Here is a 25,705-nt window from a genome sequence, read left to right as displayed (position 1 = left end):
TTGTGGCGCACCGGCAACCCTTTTGAGCGAGGCTAAAATCGCTGCCGCGTTACCGGAAAGTCAGCGCAAGGCCGACTTTTCCATCCGTTGCCGATCTCAACGTCCGGCGGGCGCGGAGGTGGCACCACCGTAGACCAGCCCGGGATAAACACCGCGGACGAGCACGGGATCACGGCCCCAGCCCGGGTAATAGGCGAAGGCATCGCGTGAGTCGCCATAGGTTGTGACGGCCTGCGGTTGAGCATGTCGGTGTGCAGAGCGCTGCTCTGACGCAGTGGCGGCACCGGACACTGTCAGAGCAATGAGGGCCGAAGCCGCGGCAGTGGTGATCGTTGTTTTCATGAAAAGCTCCCTGAATTTAGCGTCACTCGGAAATGACAGCACTTTGCGCCTCGGACGCATTCGCATCTGACCTTGACGGCAGATAACGTCGGGAGACCGGAACGTAAGCCCGCCGCAACTTCACGATGCGGCGATCAAAATTATCGATCGGAAATGCTTCCGACTACGTATTCAGCACGCGCCCATAGGCGTCGAGCACGGCTTCCTTCATCGTCTCCGAGATGGTCGGATGCGGGAAGATGGTGTGGAAGAGTTCCTCTTCCGTGGTCTCCAGATTCATAGCGACCACAAAGCCCTGGATCATCTCGACGACCTCAGCGCCGACCATATGGGCGCCGAGCAGCTGGCCAGTCTTCTTGTCGAAGATCACCTTCACCATGCCCTGGTCCTCGCCCTGGGCGATGGCCTTGCCATTGGCGACGAAGGGGAAGCGGCCGACGCGGATGTCCTTGCCGGCTTCCTTGGCCTTGGCTTCGGTGAGACCGACCGAGGCCACCTGCGGATGGCAATAGGTGCAGCCCGGGATCAGCGACTTGTCCATTGCATGCGGGTTCATCCCCTTGATCGCCTCGACGCAGATCACGCCCTCATGCTCGGCCTTGTGGGCCAGCATCGGCGGACCGGCGACGTCGCCGATGGCATAGATGCCGGGCACATTGGTCTTGCCGTATTTGTCGATCACGATACAGCCGCGCTCGGTCTTCACGCCGAGCTTCTCGAGGCCAAAGCCTTCGATATTGCCGACCACACCGACCGCCGAGATGACGCGATCGACGGTGAGTTGCTGGGTAGCCCCCTTGCCATCCTCGATGGTCACGGTGACCGAATCCGACTTCTTGTCGAGCTTGGTCACCTTCGCGCCGGACATGATCTTGATGCCCTGCTTCTCGAACTGTTTGCGGGCGAAACCCGCGATCTCGGCGTCTTCCACCGGCAGGATCTGCGGCAGCACCTCGACCACAGTCACGTCGGCGCCCATGGTCTTGTAGAACGACGCGAATTCGATGCCGATGGCGCCGGAGCCGACCACCAGCAGCGACTTCGGCATCTTGTCGGGGTTCATCGCCTCGAAATAGGTCCAGACCAGCTTCTTGTCGGGCTCGAGGCCCGGCAGCACGCGCGGCCGGGCGCCGGTGGCGACGATGATATGCTTGGCAGTATAGCTGCCTGCCCCGAGCGCGCCCTTGGGTGCTGCGGCTTCCGTCTTCTTGACAGTGAATTTGCCCGGCGCATCCAGGGTCGCCTCACCCCAGATGATCGAGATCTTGTTCTTGTTCATCAGATATTCGACGCCGCCGCTGAGGCGCTTCACGACGCCGCGCGAGCGCGCGATCACGGCCTTGATGTCGAACGTCACGTTGTCCGCCGACAGGCCATAATCCTTGGCATGCTGCATGTAGTGATAGATTTCCGCCGAGCGCAGCAGCGCCTTGGTCGGGATACAGCCCCAGTTATTGCAGATGCCGCCGAGATAGGCCTTCTCGACGATCGCTGTCTTGAAGCCGAGCTGCGCGGCGCGGATCGCCGTCACGTAACCGCCGGGACCGGAACCGATCACGACGACGTCAAAAGATGTATCGGCCATTGTGGCTCCCGTTCAACTCAAACACGCGTTGCCGCGCCTGCGGCGATTCAAGATATTGCTTCCCGTTCGGCCTCGCGCAAACGCAGGTAACGCCGCAGCATTAGCCATTGCACGATGACGACGACCCAGTACGAGACCGACATCTGTACTGCATCGATGAGGTCGCCCGCATTTGGCGACCGTCCCGAATTTGCATCCGACGCCATCCCGAGCGCGATCACAAACACCGCCACCAGTACCAACACCAACATCGCGAGCTTCAACGCGCGTTCGCGATGCTTGCCAGGTGCCGCGATACCAAAACCAATCATTGCGAGCAGCACGTATCCGGGTACGAACAACAGCCGGTAGGCTTCGCCCATACCGCAACCGGCTTTGTCGCTGTAACAAGGCATGATCGACGAGGCCGCTGACGTAACCGCCACTCCGCAAATCAGCGAGATGAAACCCGCCAGCAAGACCATGCCGAACAACTTCATCGACTTGTCCCGTGACGCCGCGTCACACCACCATCATCACTGGATTTTCGATCAGCTTCTTGAACGCCGTGATCAGTTCCGCGCCGAGCGCGCCGTCGATGGCGCGGTGGTCGCAGGACAGGGTCACGCTCATGATGGTTGCAGCGACGATCTGGCCGTTGCGCACCACGGCCCGTTCCTCGCCCGTGCCAACCGCAAGGATCGACGACTGCGGCGGATTGATCACCGCGGTGAAATCCTTAATGCCGAACATGCCGAGATTGGACACCGATGACGCACCGCCCTGGTACTCGTTGGGCTTGAGCTTCTTGGCCTTGGCGCGCGCGGCCAATTCCTTCATCTCGTTGGAGATTGCCGAAATCGACTTGATCTCGGCCTGGCGGATGATCGGCGTGATCAGGCCAAACGGCAGGGCCACTGCGACGCCGATGTCGGAATGCTTATGACGGAGCATCGCTGCTTCCGTCCACGACACGTTCGCTTCCGGAATCTTCTGCAGCGCGATGGCCATCGCCTTGATGACGAAATCGTTGACCGAGAGCTTGTAGAGCGGCTTGCCGTCCTTGTCCTTGCCGGCGGCAGCGTTGATCTCCTCGCGCGCGGCGGAGAGCTTGCCGAGATCGCAATCGACGGTGAGATAGAAGGTCGGCATCGAGTTGGTCGCAGCGGTGAGACGCTGCGCAATCGTGCGGCGCATCGAGTCATGCGGCACGCTCTCGTAACCACCCTGCTCGTACAGCCCGAGAATCTGTTGATCGGACATTGCAGGCGCACCGATCGCTCCAGTTGCACCTGCGGGAGCGCCGGCAGCCGCGGCTGATGCCTTCAGGCCGCCACCAGACTTCGCCTTCTCGACGTCTGCGGCCACAACGCGACCATGCGGACCCGATCCGTTGATACGACCGAGTTCGATGCCGGCGTCCTTGGCGAGACGACGCGCCAGCGGCGACGAGAACACGCGCGCGCCATTGCTTTGTGCCGCGGTCGGCTGCGGAGCCGGCGCGGCGGCCGGAGCCGGTGCTTTCGCTGCCGAAGCAGCAGCCGGCGCAGGTGCAGCGGCGGCAGGCTTGGGTGCGGGAGCCGCGGCAGCGGGTGCAGGCTTCGGCTTGTCGGCCCCTGCCCCCGAACCTGCAGCCTTTACGTCCTCGCCGTCGGCGGCGAGCACCGCGATCACCGCGTTCACAGCAACATCCTGCGTACCTTCCGCCACCAGGATCTTGGCGATGGTGCCTTCGTCGACGGCTTCGACTTCCATCGTCGCCTTGTCGGTCTCGATCTCCGCGATCACGTCGCCGGACTTGACCTTGTCGCCCTCTTTCTTGAGCCACTTGGCAAGGTTGCCCTTTTCCATGGTGGGCGACAGCGCAGGCATCAGAATGTTGATTGGCATTGTCAGTGACCTTGTTGCGACCGCGGCGTGGTGTTGCCCATGTCAGTCGGACGCGCGATTTCAGCTTCGAACATTTCGACGATGCGGTTCAGCGCCTCGTCCTCGGAATAATTGGCCTCACGCGCATACGCGCGTGCGGCATGGCGCGCGATGTCGACCAGCAGGAGCCCCCACATGTCGGGCTCCTCGAAGGCACGCATGAAGGCGATGGACAGCCCGCCATCCAGCACGAATGCGCGCAACACCTCGGTGGCGTCCTCGCGGTCCATGACATCTGGCGGCAGTGGCTGTTCCTTCGGACCTGGCATGGTTCACCGATAGCAAACGGCTTTGGCCGCAGCCACGACGTCAGCCACCGACGGCAGCGCCAGCTTTTCAAGATTGGCGGCGTAAGGCATCGGCACGTCCTTGCCCGACACGCGCGCGACCGGCGCATCGAGATAGTCGAACGCATGCTCCATGATGCGTGCGGCGATTTCAGCGCCCACACCCGACTGTTGCCAGCCTTCTTCCACCGTCACGGCGCGCGAGGTTTTCTTCACGGACTCGATGATGGTGTCGGTGTCGAGCGGACGCAGCGTGCGCAGGTCGATGACCTCCGCCTCGATGCCTTCCTTGGCGAGTTCTTCGGCAGCCTTCAGGGCATAGGTCATGCCGTTCGACCACGAGATCAACGTCACATCCTTGCCGACACGTGCGACCTTGGCCTTGCCAATCGGCACGATGTAGTCGTCGAGCTTCGGCACCTCGCCGGAATGCCCGTAAAGCATTTCGTTTTCGAGGAAGATCACCGGGTTCGGATCGCGGATTGCGGATTTGAGCAGGCCCTTGTAGTCGGCGGCGCTATAGGGCGCGACGACCTTGAGGCCCGGGATCTGCGAGTACCAGGCCGAATAGTCCTGGCTGTGCTGGGCACCAACGCGCGCCGCAGCGCCGTTCGGGCCGCGAAATACGATCTGACAGGTCATCTGGCCGCCGGACATGTAGAGCGTCTTGGCAGCGGAGTTGATGATCTGGTCGATCGCCTGCATGGCGAAGTTGAAGGTCATGAATTCGACGATCGGCTTCAGGCCGGACATCGCCGCGCCGACGCCGACACCGGCGAAGCCGTGCTCGGTGATCGGCGTATCGATGACACGGCGTGCGCCGAATTCCTGCAGCAGGTTCTGGGTCACCTTGTAGGCGCCCTGATATTCGGCGACTTCCTCGCCCATGATGAAGACGTCTTCATCCCTGCGCATTTCCTCGGCCATCGCGTCGCGCAGCGCTTCGCGGATGGTCATGGTCACCATCTCGGTGCCTTCAGGAATTTCGGGATCGGGCTGGATCGAAGCCGTCGGAGCTGCCGGCGCAACAGCCTCTTCCTTCGGAGCCGGAGCGGATTTGGCTTCCGCGGCAGGCGGCGCGGATTCTGCGGCCCTCTCCTGCTTCGCGGGGGCCGGTGCGCTCGCCGCGGCAGATGCGTCTTCGCCATCGGCGAGGATGGTCGCGATCGGCGTGTTGACCGCGACGTCGTTGGTCCCTTCCGGGATCAGTATCTTGCCGAGCGTCCCTTCATCGGTCGCTTCGACTTCCATCGTCGCCTTGTCTGTCTCGATTTCGGCAATCACATCGCCGGACTTGATCGTGTCGCCTTCCTTCTTGAGCCATTTGGAGAGGTTGCCTTTCTCCATGGTCGGGGACAGCGCGGGCATCAGAACTTGAATGGCCATTATAACTCCAGATCGGTCTTTAAGCCGCGCGCTTAGCGGTACACATCGGTGTAAAGTTCGGATGCATCGGGCTCAGGGTCCTGCTGCGCGAAATCCGCCGATGCGTTGACGATGTCACGCACCTCGGCGTCGATCGCCTTGAGGTCCTGCTCGGTCACGTCAGCGGCCAGCAGACGGTTGCGCACCTGCTCGATCGGGTCCTGATCGTGGCGAACTTTGTCTACTTCCTCGCGGGTCCGGTACTTGGCCGGATCGGACATCGAGTGGCCGCGATAGCGATAGGTCTGCATTTCCAGAATGAACGGACCCTTGCCGGCGCGGCACCAGGCGACCGCACGGTCACCGGCGGCCTTCACGGCGCGGACGTCCATGCCGTCGACCTGCTCGCCCGGAATGTTGAAGGAGATGCCGCGCTTGGAGAAGTCGGTCTGAGCCGAGGAGCGCGTCACCGAGGTACCCATGGCGTAGCGGTTGTTCTCGATGATGTAGATCACCGGGAGCTTCCACAGCTCCGCCATGTTAAAGCTCTCATAGACTTGGCCCTGGTTCGACGCGCCGTCGCCGAAGTAAGCGAGGCTGACGAGATCATTGCCGCGATAACGGTTGGCAAAAGCGAGACCCGTTCCGAGCGACACCTGCGCACCGACGATGCCATGGCCGCCATAGAAATTCTTCTCGCGGCTGAACATGTGCATGGAGCCACCCTTGCCCTTGGAGTAGCCGCCCTTCCGCCCCGTGAGCTCGGCCATGACGCCCTTGGCGTCCATGCCACAGGCCAGCATGTGACCGTGGTCGCGATAGCCGGTGATGACCTGATCGCCATCCTTCAATGCCATCTGCATGCCGACGACGATGGCTTCCTGACCGATATAGAGATGGCAGAAACCGCCGATCGCGCCCATGCCATAGAGCTGGCCAGCCTTCTCCTCGAAACGCCGGATCAGCAGCATGTCGCGAAGCGCGTGCATCTCCTGATCGCGGGTGAAATCTGGCGGCGATGACGGGGTTGCGCCATTGCTCGTTGCCTGCCCTGCGGGAGCGACGCTTTTCTTCGGTGCGGCCATGAAAATTCCGGATGCGAGAGTGAATGGCCCTTCCTACTCCAAGTGCTTGCGGCTTGAAAGGGATTGCGTCGCGCGGAATGCCACACGGTTGTTTCGCACTGCAGCGAAAGCGCGAAACTTTCGAAATCGAATTGGATCGGTTTTGTAATTTGAGGAATGAAAGCGCGTGTCGTGGTCACGTTGCCGTCACGATGAGCAGGCGCGAGCAATCCATAGCTTTGATGCAAAGCTGTGTTGCTTCATGCGAGGACGACTCGCCGCCGAAGAGAGAATCTTAGTTTGGCTTGATGACCTTCACGAGGTCGCGCGGATGCGCGTAGTCGAGCTGGTAGCGCGCGCGCTCGTCGAGCATGTCGGGATCGAGTCCACCAGATCGCAGCAACGCCACGCGCTGCTCGGCCTTGGTGCGTTCCTTCTTCAATTGTACCAGTTCGGAGGTCAGCGCGACGATCTCCTGGTCGAGCTCCTGGCGGGCGTTGAGGCCATATTTGCCGGTATAGGCATTGACCCCGAAATAGCTGATCATCATCGCCGCCAGTGCATAGAGCACGAGCCCGGTGAGGATCGATTTGAGGCGGGTATGCTTGACCATTCCCGAAAATGCGACGGCCCGGTTAAGGCGAACCTAACAACCGGGCCGCAACCTGAATTTGCGCGGGTTATTTCTTCAGCTTGTCGACCCAGGCGGCGAAGGCGTCGATATAGGCCTGCAGCACCGGCCGGATCGATTCCTTGACGATCTCGCCCTGTTCGCTGAACGCGTCGCCGACGGCATTCAGATAGATTTCAGGCTGTTGCATGATGGGACCGACAATCCCCGGCAGGGTTTGGCGCAAGCTAAGGGCAGCACCCAGGCCACCGATCGGACCGGGCGAGCTAACCACGATGCCGGTGGGCTTGCCGAGGAACGAGCTCTTGCCATAGGGCCGCGAACCGACGTCGATGGCGTTTTTCAGAACACCCGAAACGGAGCGGTTATATTCCGGAGAGACGAACAGTACCGCATCCGAGGCCTGGATCGCTTCGCGGAACTTGACCCAGTCGGCCGGCGGCGCGGCTTCCAGGTCCTGATTGAAGAATGACAGCTCGTTCAGCGTGATGACGTTCAGCTTGAGCGAAGGCGGCGCCAGCTGGGCGAGTGCATTCGCAACCTTGAGCGAGAATGACTGTTTGCGGAGGCTGCCGACAATGACGGCAACGCTGTAGGTGGCCATGAGATATCCCCTGAATAACTGCTTCCAAAAAGCGCGGAGCGCATCTGGAACCTGTCACCTATCCCGGCAAAAGATGCAAGTGCATGGATTGTATTTGACGGCCGTAATCGTGCCGAACCGGCACGTCCGCCTCGCCCGCCCAAACACATCTTCGTTATGCTGATATCGCTCAAATGGATGACGCCCGGAGCGCCGCTGTGATCGAACCTTCGGAGAGTGCTGCGCGACAAACCACGTAAGACAAACCACGCACGCCAGTCCCGACTGATCTGCGACGTCTGGCCAGGCTGTTCAAATTCGACCGTCGCAATTTGCGGGGCTTCCGATGCGCAACCTCGGTCTTGTGGCTTCCGTAGTCTTCGCCTTGAGCTTGCTCAGTCAGTCGGCCTTAGCCGCCGACAAGCGCGTCGCACTGGTGATCGGCAATTCGGCCTACCAGAACGTCGTCAAGCTCGCCAATCCCGCCAACGATGCTGCAGCGATGACCGAGACCTTGAAGACCGCGAATTTCGACATTGTCGAAGCCCGACGGGATCTGAAGGCGACCGAGATGCGCCGGGCCCTGCGCGATTTCGCGGACAAGGCGCGCGATGCGGACGTTGCTCTGGTCTATTTCGCCGGCCACGGCATCGAGGTCGATGGCACCAATTACCTGATTCCGACCGACGCACTGCTGGAACGCGACACCGACGTCTATGACGAGGCATTCTCGCTGGAGCGCATCCTCGTGACCATCGAGCCGGCCAGGAAGCTGCGGCTGGTGATCCTCGATGCCTGCCGCGACAACCCCTTCGTCAAGAACATGAAGCGCACCACGGCATCCCGGGCGATCACCCGCGGCCTCGCCAAGGTGGAGCCGGCCAGCCCCAACACACTGATCGCCTATTCGGCCAAGGCCGGCTCGACGGCGCTGGATGGCGACAGTAAGAACAGCCCCTTCACGGCCGCGCTCGTCCGCCATATCGCGACGCCCGGCCTCGACCTGCGCAAGGCCTTTGGCTTCGTCCGCGATGACGTCATGAAGACCACCAGCAACCGCCAGGAACCCTATGTCTACGGTTCACTCGGCGGCGACGATGTGCCTCTGGTCCCGGTGGCTGCCGTCGCCACGTCGCCCGCCGTCAGTGTCCAGGCCGAAACCCGCCGCGACTACGAGCTGGCTTTGCAGTTGGCGACCAGAGACGGCTGGAACGCGTTCCTGACCCAGCACCCCGACGGCTTCTATGCGTCGCTGGCGAAATCCCAACTCGCGAAGCTCGCAGCCGAGGACGCCCATACCGCTGCTGCGGAGAAAGCCCGCCTCGCCGCTGAAGAGAAGGCCCGTCTGGCTGCCGAAGGCGCCAGGAAGGCCGAACAGACCAAGGCAGCGGCCGATGCCAAGGCCGCCGAGGATGCCCGGATCGCTGCCGAGAAACTCAAGACCGCCGAGCAGGAACGCGCTGCCGCCGGCGAGCGCGCCCGTGCGGCAGTGGAAGCCAGGGTCGATGCCGGCAAGCCGGACACGCCTGCCGCCGGACCGCAGTTGGCGACGCTCCCCGCCCCCACGGCCGATGTGCCCCGAACACCCGCGCCAGCCGATCTACCCCGTCAGGTCCAGGTCGAGCTTCAGCGGGTGGGCTGCCTGCAGGGATCAGTCGACAACTCATGGACTGTGGCTTCCCGCAAGTCGCTTGAGCGCTTCAATCGCTACGCCTCGACCAAGTTCGATGCCAAGGCGGCCAGCACCGATGCGCTCGAGGCGATCAAGGCCAAGTCTGCACGGGTCTGCCCGCTGGTCTGTGCGCATGGTTCAGAGGCGGACGGCGACCGCTGTGTGAAAATCGTATGCCGCGCCGGCACGTTCCTGAATGACGACAATGAATGTGAGAAGAAGCGCAACCGCAACGAGGCCAAACGCAACGCGCCGCGCCGCGAGCGCGATGAGCTTGATCGCCCGCAAATTCAGGCCCGCTCGCCGCGCGCACAGCCGTCCGGCCAGATCGTCTGCGACAATGCCGGCTGCCGTCCGGTGCGTCCCGGCTGCCGCTTGGTGTCGCGCGACATGCGCATCGGCCTCACCAATGTCGAGGTGTGCAACTGACGACGTGCTTGCCTGACAGGATCGCAAGCGACATTCTGACGATCCAAGTTTGCAAGCCGGAGCCATCATCGTGACCATCGAATTTCTCATCACCTCGCTGATCGTGGTGGCGTCGCCGGGCACTGGCGCCCTTTACACACTGGCAACCGGATTTTCGCGCGGAGGCCGTAGCAGCGTCGTCGCCGCGTTCGGTTGCACGCTCGGCATCGTTCCGCATATGGCCGCCGCGATCCTTGGTCTCGCAGCACTGCTGCACACCAGCGCCGTGGCGTTTCAGGTGTTCAAATATGTCGGCGTCGCCTACCTGCTCTATATGGCCTGGAAAACGCTGCAGGAGCATGGCACGCTGAAGGTCGAGACCGACAACAGCGCGCAGTCCGCGCTGCAGGTCACGACCACAGCGATCTTGATCAACATCCTCAATCCGAAACTGTCGATCTTCTTCCTCGCCTTCCTGCCCCAGTTCATCAGTGCTGACGAAGCGCATCCGCTGTCGCAGATGCTGCTGCTGAGCGCGGTATTCATGCTGATGACCTTCGTTGTCTTTGCGCTCTACGGTCTGTTTGCTGCGTCGATCCGCAACCACGTCATCACACGGCCACGGGTGCTGATCTGGATGCGACGCTGCTTCGCAGGCGCGTTTGCCGCACTCGGTGCCAAGCTGGCCTTCGCCGAGCGCTGACGCGCCTATTCCAGCCGCTCCACATTGCGCAGCGTCGGAAACAGCCGCATCCACAGCAACGCGATGGCAACGGTCCCGAGGCCGCCGATCAGCGCGGCGGGCACGGTGCCGAACAGTGCCGCGGTGACGCCGCTCTCGAACTGGCCGAGCTGGTTCGAGGTATTGATGAACAGGTAGTTCACCGCGCCGACCCGGCCACGCATGTCGTCCGGGGTCGCGAGCTGCACCAGCGAGAAACGGATCACCACGCTGACCGTATCGGCCGCGCCGAGTACCGCGAGCGCGGCGACCGACAACCACAGCCATTGCGACACCGCGAACACCGCTGTCGCGAGGCCGAAGATGATGACGGCCTGGAACATCCGCATGCCGACCCGGCGATTGATCGACCAGCGCGTCAGCACGATGGTCGTCAGCAGCGCGCCGACTGCCGGCGCCGCGCGCATGAGGCCGAGGCCCCACGGACCGGTCTGCAAGATATCACGCGCATAGATCGGGAGAAGCGCAGTGGCGCCGCCGAGCAGCACCGCAAACAGATCGAGAGAGATGGTGCCAAGGATCGCCGGATTCCTGCGCACGAAGCCGACGCCGGCAAACAAAGTCCGCAGCGACGGCGAATCCTTCACCGCCACCTCGCGCGCAAGTTTGATGGCGCTGTTGAGCAGACCGCCGATCAGCCAGAATGCGGCCATCAGCACATAGGGCGTCGACGGCGATAGCGCATAGGCAATGCCGCCAAGCGCGGGGCCGCAGATCATCGCCACCTGAAACACGCCGGTCGAGAGCGCGGTCGCCTTCTGCAAATGGCCTTCGGGCACGACGCCCGGCAACAGCGCCGAACCGGCCGGCGCCTCGAACGCGGTCGCCGCGCCGATCACCACCAGCGCCACGAAAATCTGCGGCACCGTAATCCAGCCGGCATAAGTACCCCAGGCGAGCAGGATCGCCGTCAGCCCCTGCAGCATCTGGCAGATCTGCACCACGCGGCGGCGATCATAGCGGTCGGCGATATGGCCGGCGACGAAGACCAGCGCCAGCATCGGCACGAATTGCGCGAGGCCGACCATGCCAAGCTGGAACGCGCTGCCGGTCAAATCATAGATCTGCCAGCCGACCGCGACAGCGGCAATCTGCGACGCGAAGCGCGAGAAGCTGCGCGACACCATGTAGTACAGATACGGCGGATGGCGCAGCAAGAGCCGCGCGCCATCCGTGACGACGCCGGCAGACTGATCGGCAAGTGTCATCCCGGCATGTTCGGATTGATCAGATACTTCTCGCCGGTGGCGCGCTTCGCATAGGCCCGGAGATTGTCGAGCTGCAACACGCCTTCGAGCGAAATCACCTTGGTGTAGTGGCTGGCGAAGGTAGTCTTGAGTTCGGCGACCACGCGGGCGCGGAGCCTGGCGGCATCGGCGGCACCGATCTTCTGCAGGAACGGAAACAGCAGCCAGCCGCCCATGCCCCAGGCCATCCCGGCGGGGACGAATTCGATCGGGCGCAGATCCAGCCGGCCATAGACGTAGACCTGCTTGTGGGTCGTCGAGCCATAGCGGCTGTAGACCTTCATCGCCTTGACGGCGGCGACTTCCATCGCCTGCAGTATCTGGCCCTGCAGCTTGCCGCCACCGGTGGCATCGAAGGCCAGCGTGGCATTGGTGGCAATCAATGCGGCTGTCAGATCTTCCATGAAGGTCGGCGACGTCGAGTTGCAGACATATTTCGCGCCGATGCCGCGCAGCAGTTTCTCCTGCTCCTCGCTGCGAACGATGTTGACGAGATCGATGCCGTCCTTCTGGCAGATCTTGTTGAGCATCTGGCCGAGATTGGACGCGGCGGCCGTATGCACCAACGCCGTGTGCCCTTCCCGCTTCATGGTCTCGACCATGCCGAGCGAGGTCAGCGGGTTGACGAAGCAGGATGCGCCCTCGGTGGCCGTCGTGCCCTCGGGCAGCGGCAGACATTCCTTGGCCTTGATGACGCGATACTGCGCATACATCGCGCCGCCGATCATCGCGACGGTCTTGCCGAGCAGCGCTTGCGCGGCCTCGGACGATCCGGCCTTCACCACCGTGCCGGCGCCCTCATTGCCGACCGCCATCGACTCGTCGAGACGGCCGCCCATCGCTTTCATATTGGCTTGCGGGACGGTCGCGGTGACAACCGAGGACGTGCCAGAGCCTGAAATTTTCACACTCGCCGGATCGGCGGCGCCGAGCAGGAGACCGAGATCCGACGGGTTGATCGGCGCGGCCTCGATGCGCACGACGACCTCGTCGGGGCCCGGCGCCGGGATTGCCACCTGCTGCAGCGAGATTTCCAGTTCTCCGCTGCTTTTGATGAGCGAGCGCAGTTCAAGTCCGGATGTGATGTCAGTCATGGTCGGTCCCCCTCAATCTGTCCGGCGGTCTGGTGCCGCTTCAGTAGATGCCCGGAATGATACGCTTGGTTTCACGCATATAGGCCCGGTAGTCGTCGCCGAATGCCTCGATCAGCATCCGCTCTTCATAGTCGATGCGGGTGAAGAACAGGATCGCGATCGCGACCAGCCCGCCCAGCGCGGCCATGGCATTCGGCAGCAGGAATGCCTGCGCCAGTGCCCACAACCAGAACGAGGCATACATCGGATGGCGGATGCTGCGATAGACGCCGGCACGCACGATCTGGTGAGCCTCGCGGATTTCCAGACTGGCCGACCACTGCCGGCCGAGATCCTTGTGTGAGCGGCGAAACAGCCAGAGCGACAGCACATAGAGTGCGCCGCCGACCACGACTGCCGCATAATTCAGCTGATAGTTCAGCGCGGCCGGCCAGCGGGTCACCAGCCAAATCAGCGGTACCACGAACAGGCCGATGGTGGCGATCGCCAGCAGGATGCGTTCACGGCTCCAGCCGACCGCACGCAGCGTCGCCGTGCGGCGGGCTTTGCGCGCATAGGGGTAGCGAATGATGAACCAGGCGATCAGACCGATCGCCCAGACATATGTTCCAAGAAGTGACGCGGTCATTGTCGTCCGATCAGGCCATCATGCGGCATTCACGGATGCCCCGGCTTGCGATTGAGAGGATGTGATCTTGGACAGCGGCATGTCCAGCAGCGCGCCATCCGCACCGAAGCGTTTGAGGCCGCCTTCGCCCGCGGTGATCTCGTCAAACGGCAGAGGACCGCAGATCACCATGCAATAGTCGTAGGGCGCGCGGCACTGGTTGCCCATCACCATCTGATAGTGAATGCGCATGAAGTTGAAGCGATAGCGCTTGAACTGTTCCATGCCCATCATGGCATGCATCTGGACGCGCCGGATGTTCGGCCTGCCCTCGTCGCGATCGCGACTGCGGCGTTTCAAGGTCACCGGATCGAAGCGGTAGAAACTGATGACGTCGTCGCGGGCGTGATATTCGGTCCAGCGGATCGCCGGCGTGTCGGCGACGAGACGCGTTGCTGCGCGTACGCTCTTGCCGGCCGGATGCAACGCGAATTTCGGGATGGTCGCACTCACCGTCATCACGCAGATGGTCGGGCCATGTTTCGTCAGATCCGGGTCGAGCGCGAGTGCGCCGGCCACCGCCTCCATCACCAATGCCGCACCAAGGCAATGCCCGACGATGACGATCTCGTCGACATCGGCCTTCTGCGCGCGCGCCGCGATTACCCTGGCGAATTCATCGACGCGCGCCGTCATCTTCGGCCGCTGGCCATGAACATATTGCCGCGAGAAAATCCAGTCGTCGAACACATGATTGATCGGCTTCCGCCAGCCGTAATGGTGCAACAGCGCTGTGAAGACGGCCGCAGCGACAATCGCGCCGGCAATCCATGCGGCTGCACCATTCATGCCAAGCAGCCAGGTCAGCCCATAGCCTACTGCTGCGCCAGATGCAGCAAAGCCCGCGATCCACAGATAGGAGAACAGGAAGAAGCCGGCATATTTCCAGCTCGCATAGAAGAAGCGGAACAGGGTTCCCGTCACCAGCCAGTCGCCCAGCGTGACAAAGGCGGCGCCCAATCGCGACAGCATGCTTCGGGTGTGATCCTGCAGGATCAGGTCATCCCAGCGCAGCATTTCGTAGGTGGTTTCGGTCTTCCAGTTAGGTCCGGAGGTCTCGGCCCGCCAGGATGCGCTCACATCCGTAGCGTCAAGCACGCCAGACGCCTTCGCGGACACGCTCCACGTCTTCTCGAAACTCGACAGCGAGCGGCGGAACCGCTCAAGCTGCGTGTCCGGCAGAATCGGGTCGTAGCCGCCAATGTGAAAGACATGTCGCCGCGCGATCATCGTCCGTTCGCTCCCGAGTGCATCACGCACCGTTCTGATCCGGTGCATAGCAAATTCGCCCGCGCCGACAAACCTGCCCATGCCCAAAACGCTAGCGTCCGGCAGGATTTTGTCGCCCTCAGGTCACACAGCCGCTCTTTCGCAACCCCCTTCATCACAATTCCGGGAATCGAGGCAGGACTGTGATTGACGGCAGGGTCTTATGTCTGAACATGTCGCGGGTTTTTTCGAAGAAAGAAAGCACTATGTCGATTGCTCTCAAGGGCTTCAAACGGCCGTCGTGGACCTCTCCAGCGGCCGTTTTGCTGATTCTGTCGTCGCTCTTTGTGGCCTCACTCGCGAGTTCCGGGGATGCCGATGCGGCGCCCGGCCGTCGCCCCGGCCATGTCTATCTCTATCGTGGCCTCATGAACGTGTTCTCGCTCGGCATGGATCAGATCGCCTACAAGCTCGAAGCCGCCGGCGTCGCCTCCTCGGTCAGCAATCACACGCTGTGGAGCGGCCAGGCAGACGACATGATCGCCCGGTACAAGGCCGGTAACCGCGAACCGATCATCCTGATGGGCCACTCGGCCGGTGCCGACGTGACCATCTCGATTGCCCGCAAGCTCGCACAGTACAACATCCCGGTGGCGCTGATCGTGAACTTCGATCCGGTGGCGCCCGATGCCGTCCCCAACAATGTGAAGCAGATCGTGAACTATTACGTACCCGCCGGCTGGGGGCGCGCGGTGTCTGCGGATCCCCGCTTCAAGGGCAAGCTTGCCAACGTCAACGAGAACGCCACCACCAACCACTTCTCGATCGACAAGGACGACAGCCTGCAGCGTCAGGCCATTGCCCGTGTCATGGCCGTGACCGGTGGCGGTATTCGCCGCAAGCCGGCGGCGCCGAAGCCTGCACAGGTCTCGGCTGCTCCGCAATAATACGCAGCCAATATCGAAACGCATTCAGCCGAGGTGATCGTCACCTCGGCTGAATTGTTTTGGCCATCCGGAATCCTCAGACGATCAGCACGTCATGATGTGACGGAGGCGTCACCGGCGCGAGCGCGGCATCGGGTGTGCCGAGAGCGTCGTCCGGTGCCGGCGCGGCCGCGACGGGATGACTGGACGCCGTCAGGACCTGAGCAAGAGCGACTTCCGCAGCGCCCTCACCCTGCGCACTATTCTGCACCTCCGCGTGCCCGGACATCGTGTGGCCGGACGTCAGACTGAAAGCAAAGTTCTCACTGCCAGTGCTGCTCGCAAGTGCTTGTCCAAGCGTATCGACGGCAATACTGGCATTTGCGAACTTCAGAAATTCCGTATTGGTGAGATAGTCAGTGCCGTCGCGACCGGCGACGCTGTCAGTGACGATCGTCTGAGCGCCACTGCGGCTGATGCTGTAGTCGGCCACGTTGCCGGAGAATACCGCGGTGTCGGTGCCGTTGCCGCCATTGATGATGTCGTTGCCGATCCCGCCAGCAATGTAGTCATCGCCGTCACCGCCGCGGACGACATCGTTGTCGCTCGAGGCGCCGAAGAACCAGTCCTGATGCTTGGCCGTGTCGAACTGGATGCTGCGGACATAGAGATCGAACGAGCCGGGTGAACTGGCATTCGTGCCGTCGGCCGGCACCAGATCGACGCCATTGATGGCAATGTCCTTGAAATGCAGCGCGCGCCCGGGCTCGGAATTTGCGAGATTGATCGCGACACTGGAGATGCTGGCGGGATTGTCGAAAGTGATCGTGTAGGTCTGGTAGCCCGACGGATCGCTCGCGGGCGTGAATTCAAGCACGCCCGAAACCGGCTGGCCATTGACCAGAACCTGCGCCTGCGCGCCGATGCCGTTCACCACCGAACCATAGCCTGTCAGGCTGATGGTGGTTGTTGCGAGCTTTCCCGCAGTATCGGGCCCGGCGACAATCGTGTCATTCCCGGCGCCGCCATAGATCTCGTCGTGTCCGAGCCCACCGAAGATGACGTCGTTGCCGCCTCCGAGATCGATGGTATCGCCGATCGACGAGCCCGTGACGGTGATACCCGGCGTTACTCCTGTCCCATGGAAATACTGCGCCACCACATCCTGCGCCGGCTTGTCCATGACCGAATAGCCGGTCTCGGAGTAGAAGTTGTTGAGGTCCCACTGCCAGAACTCGACGCCCTTCAGCCAGCTGCCGCCATGCGCGCTCCAGACTTGAAAGAAGGCATTATAGGCATCGGCCTGTTCGGCGAGATCCGCAGGCGCCTTGGATGATCCACCGCCCGGATTGATAGCCGTGCCGTCGATGCTGCGATAACCGACCTCGGTCATCAGCACCGGCTTGCCGTAATCCATCGACAGCGAATGAAAGAAATCGACGGGCGACTGATAGCCGAAGGCCTTGGCGTAATACGGATTGTACGGCACCTCGTTCCAGGCGTGTACGAGATCGTCTACCGTCGGCGTCGTGCTAGCCGTCAAGGGTGGATAGGCGTTGATGCCGATCGTATCGACCTGGTCCCAGAAGCTGACCTTGGATGCTTCGTCGGTTGCCGCCGCGTAAGTGACTTCGCCATGATAGACGCCGCGCACGGCCGAGATGATATCAACCCAGTAGCTGCGATAGGCGTCGCCCGACAGGCTGCTCATCTCGTTGCCGATGGCGAAACTGGCGACATCGCCCTGCTCTGCAATTTCAGCCAGGTGCACGATCTCGGCCTTGTAGGACGCGAAGAAGGCATCGACGTCCGACGGCGCCAGACTGTGCGAGATCGTGCCGTCGAGACCTGTGATGCCGGGCTTGAAGACAACATCCAGCCCCGCAGCATGGGCCTTCTGAAAGCCAGCCAGCAGGCTCGCATCGCTTTCGGTCTTGTCCGGCACGGCGAGCACGTCATTGCCCGTACGGCTGTCGGTCCATATCCGCGTCGTCAGCGCGATCGAATTCGATCCGAGGGACGCCATGGCCTGAAACGCCTGATCGGCCGACGCACTGGAGAACTGTCCATTCCACTCCGATAGTGCACCGAAACCTTGGACCTTAAAGATGTTGGGCATTCGCGCTCTCCATCGGCATTGCCTGGAGAAGCCTGAACCCGCAACGTGATACCTTCGCGACCGCAATGGGGTATCATGGTGACGTCTACAAATTGAACCTCGTTGTAGGCTTACGCGGTCAGGGTCATTCAATGAAAAACGCCGCCCGCTATTTCAGCGAACGGCGTTGATCGCGTAGTTTCTTGCTCGGCCGAAGGCCGCGCTTGCGCTTTACGCGAGAGCTTTCAGTGCGGCCTTGCCGGCATACTTCGCCTGAGTGCCGAGCTGCTGCTCGATGCGCAGCAACTGATTGTACTTGGCGGTACGATCCGCGCGTGCCAGCGAGCCAGTCTTGATCTGTCCGCAATTGGTGGCGACGGCGAGATCCGCGATCGTGGAATCTTCAGTCTCACCCGAACGGTGCGACATCACCGCGGTGTAGCCAGCCTTGTACGCCATCTCGACAGCGCTCAGCGTTTCGGTCAGCGAGCCGATCTGGTTGACCTTGATCAGGATCGAATTGGCGCGGCCGTTCTTGATGCCATCGGCAAGACGCGTGACGTTAGTAACGAACAGATCGTCGCCGACCAGCTGGCACTTCGAACCGATCAGGTCGGTGAGCTGCTTCCAGCCGTCCATGTCGTCTTCCGACATACCGTCCTCGATGGAGACGATCGGATAGTTTGCGACGAGCTGGGCGAGATACTTGGCCTGCTCGGAGATGTTGCGGGTCTTGTTCTCGCCGCCATAGACGTAAGCGCCGTCCTTGAAGAATTCGGTGGCCGCACAGTCCATCGCCAGCATCACGTCCTTGCCGGCGGAGTAGCCGGCCTTGCCGATGGCGGCCATAACGAAATCGAGTGCTGCTTCGGCCGAGCCGATATTGGGCGCGAAACCGCCTTCGTCGCCCACATTGGTGTTGTGGCCGGCCTTCTTCAGCTCGCCCTTCAGCGTATGGAAGATCTCGGCGCCGCAGCGCAGGCCTTCGGCGAAGGAGGATGCGCCCACCGGCATGATCATGAATTCCTGGAAGTCGATCGGATTGTCGGCATGCATGCCGCCATTGATGATGTTCATCATCGGCACCGGCAGCGTGCGGGCTGACGTCCCGCCGACATAGCGATACAGCGGCATATCGAAGGATTCAGCAGCCGCCTTGGCAGCGGCCAGCGAAACGCCGAGGATCGCATTGGCGCCGAGGCGCGACTTGTTCGGGGTGCCGTCGAGCTCGATCATGATCTCGTCGAGCTGGACCTGGTTCTCCACGTCCATGCCGCCGATGGCGTCGAAGATCTCGCCATTGATGGCATCGACCGCTTTCTGCACGCCCTTGCCGAGATAGCGGGACTTATCGCCGTCGCGCAGCTCGACCGCCTCATGGGCGCCGGTGGAGGCGCCCGACGGAACCGCGGCGCGGCCCATCGACCCGTCTTCGAGGACGACGTCGACTTCAACCGTGGGATTGCCGCGGCTATCGAGAATTTCGCGGCCGATGATGTCGACGATGGCGGTCATGAATGCCCTCTTTGTGCTGGGGGTGGGTCGTTGGCGCCGCTTCTACAGCAAGCCTCCCGGCGGGAAAACCCCGCCTGACGTGACGACTGGCCCGGGATTGGCTATGAACCGCCATAACGGAGATATTTATGTCAAAAACACCCCGCAAATCCCCGAAATTGCCAGATGACCTGCAGCTCGGCCGCGCTGTGGAATGGCCGACCTCCCCCGAACAGGCCAAGCTCGACCGTGTACCGAACCCGCAGAAGGACACCAATTACGTGGTGCGCTTCACGGCTCCGGAATTCACCTCGCTGTGCCCGATCACCGGCCAGCCGGATTTCGCCCATCTGATGATCGACTATGTGCCCGGCCAGTGGCTGGTCGAGTCGAAGTCGCTCAAGCTGTATCTCGCCTCGTTCCGCAATCACGGTGCCTTCCACGAGGATTGCACCGTGGAGATCGGCAAGCGCGTCGCCTCCACCATTAAGCCGAAATGGCTGCGCATCGGCGGTTACTGGTATCCGCGCGGCGGCATCCCCATCGACGTGTTCTGGCAGACCGGAACGCTGCCCAAGGGCGTCTGGGTGCCCGAGCAAGGTGTCGCGCCGTATCGTGGGCGGGGCTAGGCCTTCGCGTCCGTGGGCTTCATCGGCCTCAGCAGTTTTGCGGCGGCGAAACCGAGCGCAAAGACAATCGCGGCGCTGATCAGCAGCGTCGGCATCTTGCCCGCGTGCGCCAGACCGAAACCATAGGCGATCGGGCCGACCGACTGGCCCATGAAAAAGCAGAAGGCGTGCAGCGACATGGCGCTGGCGCGGGCTTCCTGCGAGAGCTCCGTCGAGAAGATCTGCAGCGAGCCATGCAGCATGTAGAAGCCCCAGCCCATCAGCAGCAGGCTCAGTGCCTGGATCTGCCAGTTTGGGCTGAAGGCGGTGGCGGCAAGCTGGATCGCGATCACGATGCCGCCATAGATCATCATGCCGTTGATGCCGAGGCGCGCCAGCATGCGCGACACAGTCGCCGTATAAAACAGGCCGCCGACGGCAAAGCAGGCGATCACGAGGCCCGCGATCGAGAGACTTGTGACGCCGCGGTCGAACAGGAACGACGAAATATAGGGAAACAGGCCGAGGATGCAGCAGCCTTCGACGAACACGGCGCTGTAAACGATCAGCGTGTTCGGATTACGGAAAATGACCTTGTAGCCCTGGGCAAGCTTGCCGAAGTCGGCCTTCACGGTCGGCTTGATGATCGCGGCGCCCTTGAAGCCATACGCCACCGCGACCGATGCGACGATCGCGAGGCCGCCGAGGATGACCAGCACGCCGCGCCAGCCGAAGAAATCGCCGATCACGCCGGATGCAGTCGAACCCAGCAGATTGCCGGTCATGGCGCCGGCCATCACACGGCTCAGCGCCACCTGACGCAGCTTCGGCCCGACCAGATCGCTGGTGAGACTGAGGGTCACCGGAAACACCCCGCCTGCCCCGATGCCGGCCAGCACGCGTGTCGCCAGCAGCAGCGGATAGTCGGTTGTGATGGCGCCGAGAATATTGGCGACGCCGAGCAGCACCAGACAGACGATCATCAAACGCGGCTTGCCGAACAGGTCGGCGGCAGCACCGAGCGCCGGCTGCACAATGGCGAAGGTAAAGGCCAGTGCGGATGCCAGACCGGCGGCAATTGCCACCGTAATGGACAAATCGTCGGCGACATGCGGCAGCACCGGATCCAGCGCGCGCATCGACAACGCGGCGGCAAAGGATGCCAATGCGATGATATTGAGGACCGGAGGCATCAGCGCGCCACCAGCGCCGCGGCAGAGGGCTGCATGATCAGGCCTTGGCCGCCGTCTCTTTGGCCAGCGCGTCGAACGCCATCAGGTTCTTCACCAGCGCCTCGAAATCGCGGAGCGGCACCATGTTCGGCCCATCGGACGGCGCATTATCCGGATCGGGATGGGTCTCGATAAAGACACCGGCGACACCGACGGCCACAGCCGCACGCGCCAGCACCGGCACGAATTCGCGTTCGCCACCCGATGATGTCCCTTTGCCGCCCGGCTGCTGCACCGAATGGGTCGCGTCGAAGATCACAGGCGCGCCGGTGGTCCGCGCCAGGATCGGCAGTGCGCGCATGTCGGAGACCAGCGTGTTGTAGCCGAAGGACGCACCGCGTTCGGTGACCAGCACCTTGTCATTGCCTGACGATGTCAGCTTGCTGACGACATTGGCCATGTCCCAGGGCGCCAGGAACTGGCCCTTCTTCACATTGACCACCTTGCCGGTGGCAGCCGCGGCCAGCAGCAAATCCGTCTGCCGGCACAGGAAGGCCGGGATCTGCAGCACGTCCACTGCCTCGGCAGCGCGGGCGCATTGATCGTTCTCATGCACGTCCGTGAGAACAGGCAGGCCAAGCGTCTCGCGGATCTCGGCAAAGATCGGCAGCGCGTCGTCCAGGCCGATGCCGCGCGCGGCGGAGGCGCTGGTGCGGTTGGCCTTGTCGAACGAGGTCTTGAAGACGAGACCGATCTTGAGCCGCGTCGCGATCTCCTTCAGTGCCTGCGCCACTTCGAGCGCATGAGCCCGGCTTTCCAGCTGGCATGGCCCGGCGATCACCGAGATCGGCAGAGCATTGCCGAAGCGGACGGTGCCGAGAGCGACGACGGGCGCGGCTGTGGAGGATGCGGTCAAAATGGTCTCCTTATGCCGGCGACCATGACCGCAGGACCGGGCGGGATGCAAGCCGGATCAGGCCCATCCCGCCGGTCGGAATATCAGGGTTGCGGCGGGAGCCGCCTCCAAACTGACCAGGGCGGCCTCCGCACCGGGCGGACCGGCCTGCCCCGGGACCAGGCTTACTTCAGCGCCGAGAAGGCCGTCGGCGCCAGCAGCTGGCTGACGATATTGCCAACGATCTGGCCGTCCTCTTCGGACTTGGCGCGCGCCGACATCCATTCCGGGTCGGACATGAAGGCGGTCCACACCTTCTCGCGCTCGGCGAGCGATTCCCATTTGAGGATGTAGGTCAGTTCCTGATTGGATTCGCCGATCACCGTGGTGAAGAAACCGGACTGCCGGATGCCGTGCTTCTCCCAGAGCTTCAATGTGACAGATTCAAATCGCTTGATCAGCGCCGGCAAACGTCCCGGCAAACAGCGATAGACGCGTAATTCATAGATCATCGGCTTTGGTTCCTTCCCTTTTTGTCAGCCTTGAAAGACTCTAACGCATGGCTTGTTGCGGCATCGTCCCTTGCCTGCGCAACGTCAGGCTTACATCATGCCGCCTGTGACGCAACCGACTTGGATCCACGATGCAAAAGCCCCTTTTGTCGCTAGTCGCCCTGATGACACTGACCGTGTCTGCCACCGCTCAACAGCCCGGCAAGATCACGTCGGGCGCCACCGGCGTGATGGTCGATGGCAAGCCGGCGGCACGCGTCGGTGACACCACCACCGACGGCAAGATCATCGAGGGTGCGAAGGGCGTCTACATTAACGGCAAGCCTGCAGCCGTCGTCGGCGGCAGCACCGAATGCGGCGGTAAGACCATCTCGGGCAGCAACGGCGTGTTCATCAACGGCAAGCCGATGGCCCGTGCCGGAGATAGCACATCGGGCTGCAAGTAGGACTTGCCGGACATGTCTTTGTCATCCCGGGTGCAATGGGCAGCCGGCGTTGCCGGCCGGCTGGCCATCGCTATCGCCGGTGGCCTCATCGTGCTGCCAGTCCTCCCCCCTGTCGCCGAAGCGCAAAACAGCCGCGCACCCAGCGAGCGTGAACTCACGGCGAAGATCCAGGATGCGTTCAACGCGCTGCGCGCAGGCAATGATGGTAGTGGCCGCGAACGGCTCAAAAATGCACTGCGCGAGGTCACGCAAAGCAACTATTACAGCCTCACGATCACGGCCTATCTCAATGCCGCCAGTTCGTTCGAGCGGCGGCGCGACAACGCGACCGCGTCGGAGCTTTTTGCCGAAGCGGCCAAGACCCGTGCCGCACGCGACGGCGGCCGCGATGCGGTTACATTCTGGTTCGAATATGCGCGCTTCCTCGAACGCAGCAATCAATACGATCTCGGCATCCCCGTGGCGACCGAAGCTCGCAAGCGCATGCGCGCGGAATACGGCCCGAACTCAGCGCAGGACATTGCCGGGGGCGACATCCTCGCGACGCTGCTGACCAATAACGGCGCCGTCGCATCCGGCCTCAATCTGTCCGAAGAGACTTACCTCAACGCACGAAAGGCACTTGGCGACAGGGAGCCGCTGACGTGGCGCACCGAGAATAATTATGCCGAAGCGCTGCGCATGGTCGGGCATCCCGACGTCGCCGCGGGGATCGACGAACCACTGCTGCGCAAGCGCATCGCGCATTACGGCTATGGCAGCATCCAGGCGCTGGTGAGCGCCAGCAATCTCGCGCTCAACCATCTGGCCATGGGCAACGAAGCCGAAACGCTCCGCGCGCTCGACTTGCAAAAGCGCTGCGCGACCGAACTCGCCGATCCCCGCTCTGAACATGTCCAGCAGGCCAATGTCTGGATCGCCTATACAAAAGCCTATTTCCATCCCGACCAGCAGATGAGCCGCCCTGATCTGGAAGCCATGGCCAAGGTCAAGGACTGGAACGGCGCACCGGATCTCCTGCGCATCAAGGCGGCACAACTCGCTGCCGATCAGTATGAGACACATGGCGAGACCGACCGCGCCCTGGCGCTGCGGATCGACGCCTATCACCGTTCGCAGACGACCATTGCGCGTCAGCATCCGATCACGTTTGATGCCTTGCTCGGTGTCGCGATGACTCGAATGAAGCGCGGCGACAAGGACACGCTGGCAACCTTCAAGGACGTCGAGCAGCAGGCGTTCCGCTGGATGCTGCGTGAGGTCGGCACTGCCGGCAACCGTTACGTCGCCGAGACCATGCGCAAACTGGCCGATGATATCCTGTATGAGTTCGGCCGCTACGCACTGGTCGAACCAGCCGCCGCCATCGCCTATGCCGACGCAGTGTCGCGCTGGAAGACGATGGAAGATGGCGAACGCACCATGCTGCGCCTGACGGCCGACCGGCTGCCTGACGACGCCACCAAGGCACTGGCACAGACCGTGCTGCGACTGTCCGGCCAGCAGCAGGAATTGCTGTCGTCGGGCAAGATCGATGACGACGCGCGCGACGTGCTCAGGCAGTTGCAGGACGCGCGGCAGGCGCTTGCGGCGAAGATGGGTAACAAGGCGCCGACCGATCTCCAGCTCCCATCCATCGAGGAAAGGCTCGAACGCAGCGACGCGCTGGTCGACTTCTTCGTCAGCGGCCGCCGTAACCGCGTCAATCCGATCGCGCCAAAACCGGAGATGCGGCTGCAGGCCGTGATCCGCCGCCACGACACCGCGCCAGCACTGTTCGATCTCGGCCCGCTCGACAGCTTCCTCGCAGTCGATGCGACGTCGCCGGATCATGCAAAGCTCTTCCGTCGCCTCCATGACACGCTGCTCGAACCGCTGAAGCCGCAGCTCGCCGACGTGAGACGACTGTTTCTTGTCCCCGATGCCGAACTCTACAGCCTGCCCTTCGCGATGCTGCAGGATGCGGGCGGCCGCTATCTCGACGAGATTTACGACACCCGGATCATGACGCGCGCCGACGCGCTGTTCTTTGCGAACAACGACAACAGGCTTGCATCGGGCGACAAGGCGCTGTTGGTCGGCGGGCTCGACTATGCCGGCGCCGCCAATGAGCTACCCTCGACGAAGACCGAAGTCGATACGGTCAGCGCCGACCTGAAGAAGCGCAACCTTGTCGTTACCACCCTCTCGGGCAGCGACAGCGGCGAAGCGACGATCCGCGCCGACGCCAAAGGCGCGTCCCTGATCCATCTCGCCACCCACGGCTTCTACAAGACCGCCTCTAACCGCACCGACGCGCTCTGGCGCAGCGGCCTCGTTGCCTCGCGCCCCAATCTCAGCCGCCCGCCGCAGCGCGACGACAATGACGGCGTACTTTATGCGCACGAGCTGATGAACTGGGATTTGTCGTCGGCCAACCTTGTCGTGCTGTCCGCCTGCCAAACCGCGCTCGGCGATCCCAGCCGGATTGGCAGCGTGCGCGGCTTGCCCACCGCCCTTGCCATCGCCGGCGCCCGGCGTTCGCTGCTGACATTGTGGGAGGTCGCAGACGAAGGCACCGCCAACTTCATGGCGCGGTTCTATCAGGTGCTGGCCGACGAGAAACTCGATTACGCCAGCGCGCTCCGGAAGGTCCGCATCGAAGCGATCCAGGGCAAGATCACGGCCGCCAAAGACCCGTCGGTCTGGGCGGCGTTTGTATTCTTCGAGAGCTGAAACCTGTGGCTGAGCCGTAGGGTGAAGCATAATCC

Annotated in this window: 24 protein-coding genes; 6 read left to right on the top strand and 18 right to left on the bottom strand. The window is 62.5% G+C overall.

Going from position 1 to position 25,705, the window contains the following annotated elements; all coding sequences use genetic code 11:
* Positions 1-96 precede the first annotated feature (96 nt).
* The 9 genes from AB7813_RS02950 to AB7813_RS02910 all read right to left on the bottom strand — a co-directional run bounded on the left by AB7813_RS02950 (position 97) and on the right by AB7813_RS02910 (position 7,786).
* The gene (locus AB7813_RS02950) at positions 97-342 is read right to left on the bottom strand and encodes a hypothetical protein (RefSeq protein WP_093758720.1); all 246 of its coding nucleotides are present in this window, start codon (positions 340-342) and stop codon (positions 97-99) included.
* 163 nt (positions 343-505) lie between these two features.
* Positions 506-1,927, bottom strand: a complete 1,422-nt coding sequence (gene lpdA, locus AB7813_RS02945) for a dihydrolipoyl dehydrogenase (protein ID WP_092142492.1) — start codon at positions 1,925-1,927, stop codon at positions 506-508.
* Between the two features lie 47 nt (positions 1,928-1,974).
* The gene (locus tag AB7813_RS02940; RefSeq protein WP_175367052.1) at positions 1,975-2,406 is read right to left on the bottom strand and encodes a hypothetical protein; all 432 of its coding nucleotides are present in this window, start codon (positions 2,404-2,406) and stop codon (positions 1,975-1,977) included.
* 22 nt (positions 2,407-2,428) lie between these two features.
* Positions 2,429-3,796, bottom strand: coding sequence for a pyruvate dehydrogenase complex dihydrolipoamide acetyltransferase (locus AB7813_RS02935; protein WP_439061511.1), 1,368 nt, complete (start codon positions 3,794-3,796; stop codon positions 2,429-2,431).
* A 2-nt stretch (positions 3,797-3,798) separates the two neighbouring features.
* Positions 3,799-4,104, bottom strand: a complete 306-nt coding sequence (locus tag AB7813_RS02930) for a DUF5076 domain-containing protein (RefSeq protein ID WP_175367054.1) — start codon at positions 4,102-4,104, stop codon at positions 3,799-3,801.
* A 3-nt stretch (positions 4,105-4,107) separates the two neighbouring features.
* Positions 4,108-5,508 (bottom strand): pyruvate dehydrogenase complex E1 component subunit beta, encoded by a 1,401-nt coding sequence (locus AB7813_RS02925; RefSeq protein WP_175367055.1) that lies wholly within the window; start codon positions 5,506-5,508, stop codon positions 4,108-4,110.
* A 32-nt stretch (positions 5,509-5,540) separates the two neighbouring features.
* Complete coding sequence (gene pdhA / locus AB7813_RS02920) at positions 5,541-6,572, bottom strand: pyruvate dehydrogenase (acetyl-transferring) E1 component subunit alpha (protein ID WP_068730816.1); 1,032 nt, start codon at positions 6,570-6,572, stop codon at positions 5,541-5,543.
* Between the two features lie 274 nt (positions 6,573-6,846).
* Complete coding sequence (locus tag AB7813_RS02915; RefSeq protein ID WP_068730817.1) at positions 6,847-7,164, bottom strand: FtsB family cell division protein; 318 nt, start codon at positions 7,162-7,164, stop codon at positions 6,847-6,849.
* A gap of 67 nt (positions 7,165-7,231) precedes the next feature.
* A complete protein-coding gene (locus AB7813_RS02910) occupies positions 7,232-7,786 on the bottom strand; it encodes an NADPH-dependent FMN reductase (protein ID WP_089264500.1) in 555 nt (184 codons plus the stop codon).
* 325 nt (positions 7,787-8,111) lie between these two features.
* On the opposite strand from AB7813_RS02910, the gene AB7813_RS02905 reads away from it, so the two are divergent.
* Together AB7813_RS02905 and AB7813_RS02900 are read left to right on the top strand one after the other, a co-directional pair.
* Complete coding sequence (locus AB7813_RS02905; protein ID WP_439083571.1) at positions 8,112-9,866, top strand: caspase family protein; 1,755 nt, start codon at positions 8,112-8,114, stop codon at positions 9,864-9,866.
* A 70-nt stretch (positions 9,867-9,936) separates the two neighbouring features.
* Complete coding sequence (locus tag AB7813_RS02900) at positions 9,937-10,548, top strand: LysE family translocator (protein WP_439083572.1); 612 nt, start codon at positions 9,937-9,939, stop codon at positions 10,546-10,548.
* A gap of 5 nt (positions 10,549-10,553) precedes the next feature.
* Here the strand turns inward: AB7813_RS02900 and AB7813_RS02895 are convergent, their stop codons facing one another.
* From AB7813_RS02895 to AB7813_RS02880, 4 genes are read right to left on the bottom strand one after another with little or no spacing between them, the layout of a single operon-like run.
* Positions 10,554-11,795, bottom strand: a complete 1,242-nt coding sequence (locus tag AB7813_RS02895; RefSeq protein WP_439083573.1) for an MFS transporter — start codon at positions 11,793-11,795, stop codon at positions 10,554-10,556.
* Positions 11,792-12,928, bottom strand: coding sequence for a zinc-binding dehydrogenase (locus AB7813_RS02890; RefSeq protein WP_439058251.1), 1,137 nt, complete (start codon positions 12,926-12,928; stop codon positions 11,792-11,794). The genes AB7813_RS02895 and AB7813_RS02890 overlap by 4 nt, the downstream gene beginning before the upstream one ends.
* Positions 12,929-12,968: 40 nt before the next feature.
* Positions 12,969-13,556: a protein-S-isoprenylcysteine O-methyltransferase gene (locus tag AB7813_RS02885; RefSeq protein ID WP_184516271.1), complete on the bottom strand. Its 588-nt coding sequence runs from the start codon at positions 13,554-13,556 to the stop codon at positions 12,969-12,971.
* Positions 13,557-13,574: 18 nt separating this feature from the next.
* Positions 13,575-14,825, bottom strand: coding sequence for a hypothetical protein (locus AB7813_RS02880; protein ID WP_441227881.1), 1,251 nt, complete (start codon positions 14,823-14,825; stop codon positions 13,575-13,577).
* 245 nt (positions 14,826-15,070) lie between these two features.
* Between AB7813_RS02880 and AB7813_RS02875 the strand changes: the two genes are divergently transcribed.
* The gene (locus tag AB7813_RS02875; protein WP_089264505.1) at positions 15,071-15,751 is read left to right on the top strand and encodes a hypothetical protein; all 681 of its coding nucleotides are present in this window, start codon (positions 15,071-15,073) and stop codon (positions 15,749-15,751) included.
* Between the two features lie 76 nt (positions 15,752-15,827).
* On the opposite strand, the gene AB7813_RS02870 is transcribed toward AB7813_RS02875, so the two are convergent.
* Positions 15,828-17,849: a glycoside hydrolase family 113 gene (locus tag AB7813_RS02870; RefSeq protein WP_439063785.1), complete on the bottom strand. Its 2,022-nt coding sequence runs from the start codon at positions 17,847-17,849 to the stop codon at positions 15,828-15,830.
* Between the two features lie 210 nt (positions 17,850-18,059).
* Positions 18,060-19,343, bottom strand: a complete 1,284-nt coding sequence (gene eno / locus AB7813_RS02865) for a phosphopyruvate hydratase (protein ID WP_439063784.1) — start codon at positions 19,341-19,343, stop codon at positions 18,060-18,062.
* Between the two features lie 128 nt (positions 19,344-19,471).
* On the opposite strand from eno, the gene queF reads away from it, so the two are divergent.
* Positions 19,472-19,951, top strand: coding sequence for a preQ(1) synthase (queF, locus tag AB7813_RS02860; protein WP_439058247.1), 480 nt, complete (start codon positions 19,472-19,474; stop codon positions 19,949-19,951).
* Here the strand turns inward: queF and AB7813_RS02855 are convergent.
* From AB7813_RS02855 to AB7813_RS02845, 3 genes are all read right to left on the bottom strand, one after another.
* Complete coding sequence (locus tag AB7813_RS02855; RefSeq protein WP_439063783.1) at positions 19,948-21,123, bottom strand: MFS transporter; 1,176 nt, start codon at positions 21,121-21,123, stop codon at positions 19,948-19,950. The genes queF and AB7813_RS02855 overlap by 4 nt on opposite strands.
* A 37-nt stretch (positions 21,124-21,160) precedes the next feature.
* A complete protein-coding gene (kdsA, locus tag AB7813_RS02850) occupies positions 21,161-22,018 on the bottom strand; it encodes a 3-deoxy-8-phosphooctulonate synthase (RefSeq protein ID WP_116663696.1) in 858 nt (285 codons plus the stop codon).
* Between the two features lie 164 nt (positions 22,019-22,182).
* Complete coding sequence (locus AB7813_RS02845) at positions 22,183-22,509, bottom strand: NIPSNAP family protein (protein WP_089264511.1); 327 nt, start codon at positions 22,507-22,509, stop codon at positions 22,183-22,185.
* A gap of 131 nt (positions 22,510-22,640) precedes the next feature.
* On the opposite strand from AB7813_RS02845, the gene AB7813_RS02840 reads away from it, so the two are divergent.
* Positions 22,641-22,955, top strand: a complete 315-nt coding sequence (locus tag AB7813_RS02840) for a PAAR domain-containing protein (RefSeq protein WP_439063782.1) — start codon at positions 22,641-22,643, stop codon at positions 22,953-22,955.
* Between the two features lie 12 nt (positions 22,956-22,967).
* A complete protein-coding gene (locus AB7813_RS02835; RefSeq protein ID WP_439063781.1) occupies positions 22,968-25,670 on the top strand; it encodes a CHAT domain-containing protein in 2,703 nt (900 codons plus the stop codon).
* The last annotated feature ends 35 nt before the right edge of the window (positions 25,671-25,705 follow it).

The sequence above is a fragment of the Tardiphaga sp. 20_F10_N6_6 genome (assembly GCF_052076045.1).
Classification (GTDB): Bacteria; Pseudomonadota; Alphaproteobacteria; order Rhizobiales; family Xanthobacteraceae; genus Tardiphaga; species Tardiphaga robiniae.
Note: the sequence above shows the minus strand (reverse complement) of the source record. Positions and strands in the feature narration are given on the sequence as shown.

Bases quoted from the DNA above. Each gene is read 5' to 3' on its own strand.
- AB7813_RS02950 (WP_093758720.1), bottom strand. From the start codon at position 342: ATGAAAACAACGATCACCACTGCCGCGGCTTCGGCCCTCATTGCTCTG.
- lpdA (WP_092142492.1), bottom strand. From the start codon at position 1,927: ATGGCCGATACATCTTTTGACGTCGTCGTGATCGGTTCCGGTCCCGGC.
- AB7813_RS02940 (WP_175367052.1), bottom strand. From the start codon at position 2,406: ATGAAGTTGTTCGGCATGGTCTTGCTGGCGGGTTTCATCTCGCTGATT.
- AB7813_RS02935 (WP_439061511.1), bottom strand. From the start codon at position 3,796: ATGCCAATCAACATTCTGATGCCTGCGCTGTCGCCCACCATGGAAAAG.
- AB7813_RS02930 (WP_175367054.1), bottom strand. From the start codon at position 4,104: ATGCCAGGTCCGAAGGAACAGCCACTGCCGCCAGATGTCATGGACCGC.
- AB7813_RS02925 (WP_175367055.1), bottom strand. From the start codon at position 5,508: ATGGCCATTCAAGTTCTGATGCCCGCGCTGTCCCCGACCATGGAGAAA.
- pdhA (WP_068730816.1), bottom strand. From the start codon at position 6,572: ATGGCCGCACCGAAGAAAAGCGTCGCTCCCGCAGGGCAGGCAACGAGC.
- AB7813_RS02915 (WP_068730817.1), bottom strand. From the start codon at position 7,164: ATGGTCAAGCATACCCGCCTCAAATCGATCCTCACCGGGCTCGTGCTC.
- AB7813_RS02910 (WP_089264500.1), bottom strand. From the start codon at position 7,786: ATGGCCACCTACAGCGTTGCCGTCATTGTCGGCAGCCTCCGCAAACAG.
- AB7813_RS02905 (WP_439083571.1), top strand. From the start codon at position 8,112: ATGCGCAACCTCGGTCTTGTGGCTTCCGTAGTCTTCGCCTTGAGCTTG.
- AB7813_RS02895 (WP_439083573.1), bottom strand. From the start codon at position 11,795: ATGACACTTGCCGATCAGTCTGCCGGCGTCGTCACGGATGGCGCGCGG.
- AB7813_RS02890 (WP_439058251.1), bottom strand. From the start codon at position 12,928: ATGACTGACATCACATCCGGACTTGAACTGCGCTCGCTCATCAAAAGC.
- AB7813_RS02885 (WP_184516271.1), bottom strand. From the start codon at position 13,556: ATGACCGCGTCACTTCTTGGAACATATGTCTGGGCGATCGGTCTGATC.
- AB7813_RS02880 (WP_441227881.1), bottom strand. From the start codon at position 14,825: ATGATCGCGCGGCGACATGTCTTTCACATTGGCGGCTACGACCCGATT.
- AB7813_RS02875 (WP_089264505.1), top strand. From the start codon at position 15,071: ATGTCGATTGCTCTCAAGGGCTTCAAACGGCCGTCGTGGACCTCTCCA.
- AB7813_RS02870 (WP_439063785.1), bottom strand. From the start codon at position 17,849: ATGCCCAACATCTTTAAGGTCCAAGGTTTCGGTGCACTATCGGAGTGG.
- eno (WP_439063784.1), bottom strand. From the start codon at position 19,343: ATGACCGCCATCGTCGACATCATCGGCCGCGAAATTCTCGATAGCCGC.
- queF (WP_439058247.1), top strand. From the start codon at position 19,472: ATGTCAAAAACACCCCGCAAATCCCCGAAATTGCCAGATGACCTGCAG.
- AB7813_RS02855 (WP_439063783.1), bottom strand. From the start codon at position 21,123: ATGCCTCCGGTCCTCAATATCATCGCATTGGCATCCTTTGCCGCCGCG.
- AB7813_RS02845 (WP_089264511.1), bottom strand. From the start codon at position 22,509: ATGATCTATGAATTACGCGTCTATCGCTGTTTGCCGGGACGTTTGCCG.
- AB7813_RS02840 (WP_439063782.1), top strand. From the start codon at position 22,641: ATGCAAAAGCCCCTTTTGTCGCTAGTCGCCCTGATGACACTGACCGTG.
- AB7813_RS02835 (WP_439063781.1), top strand. From the start codon at position 22,968: ATGTCTTTGTCATCCCGGGTGCAATGGGCAGCCGGCGTTGCCGGCCGG.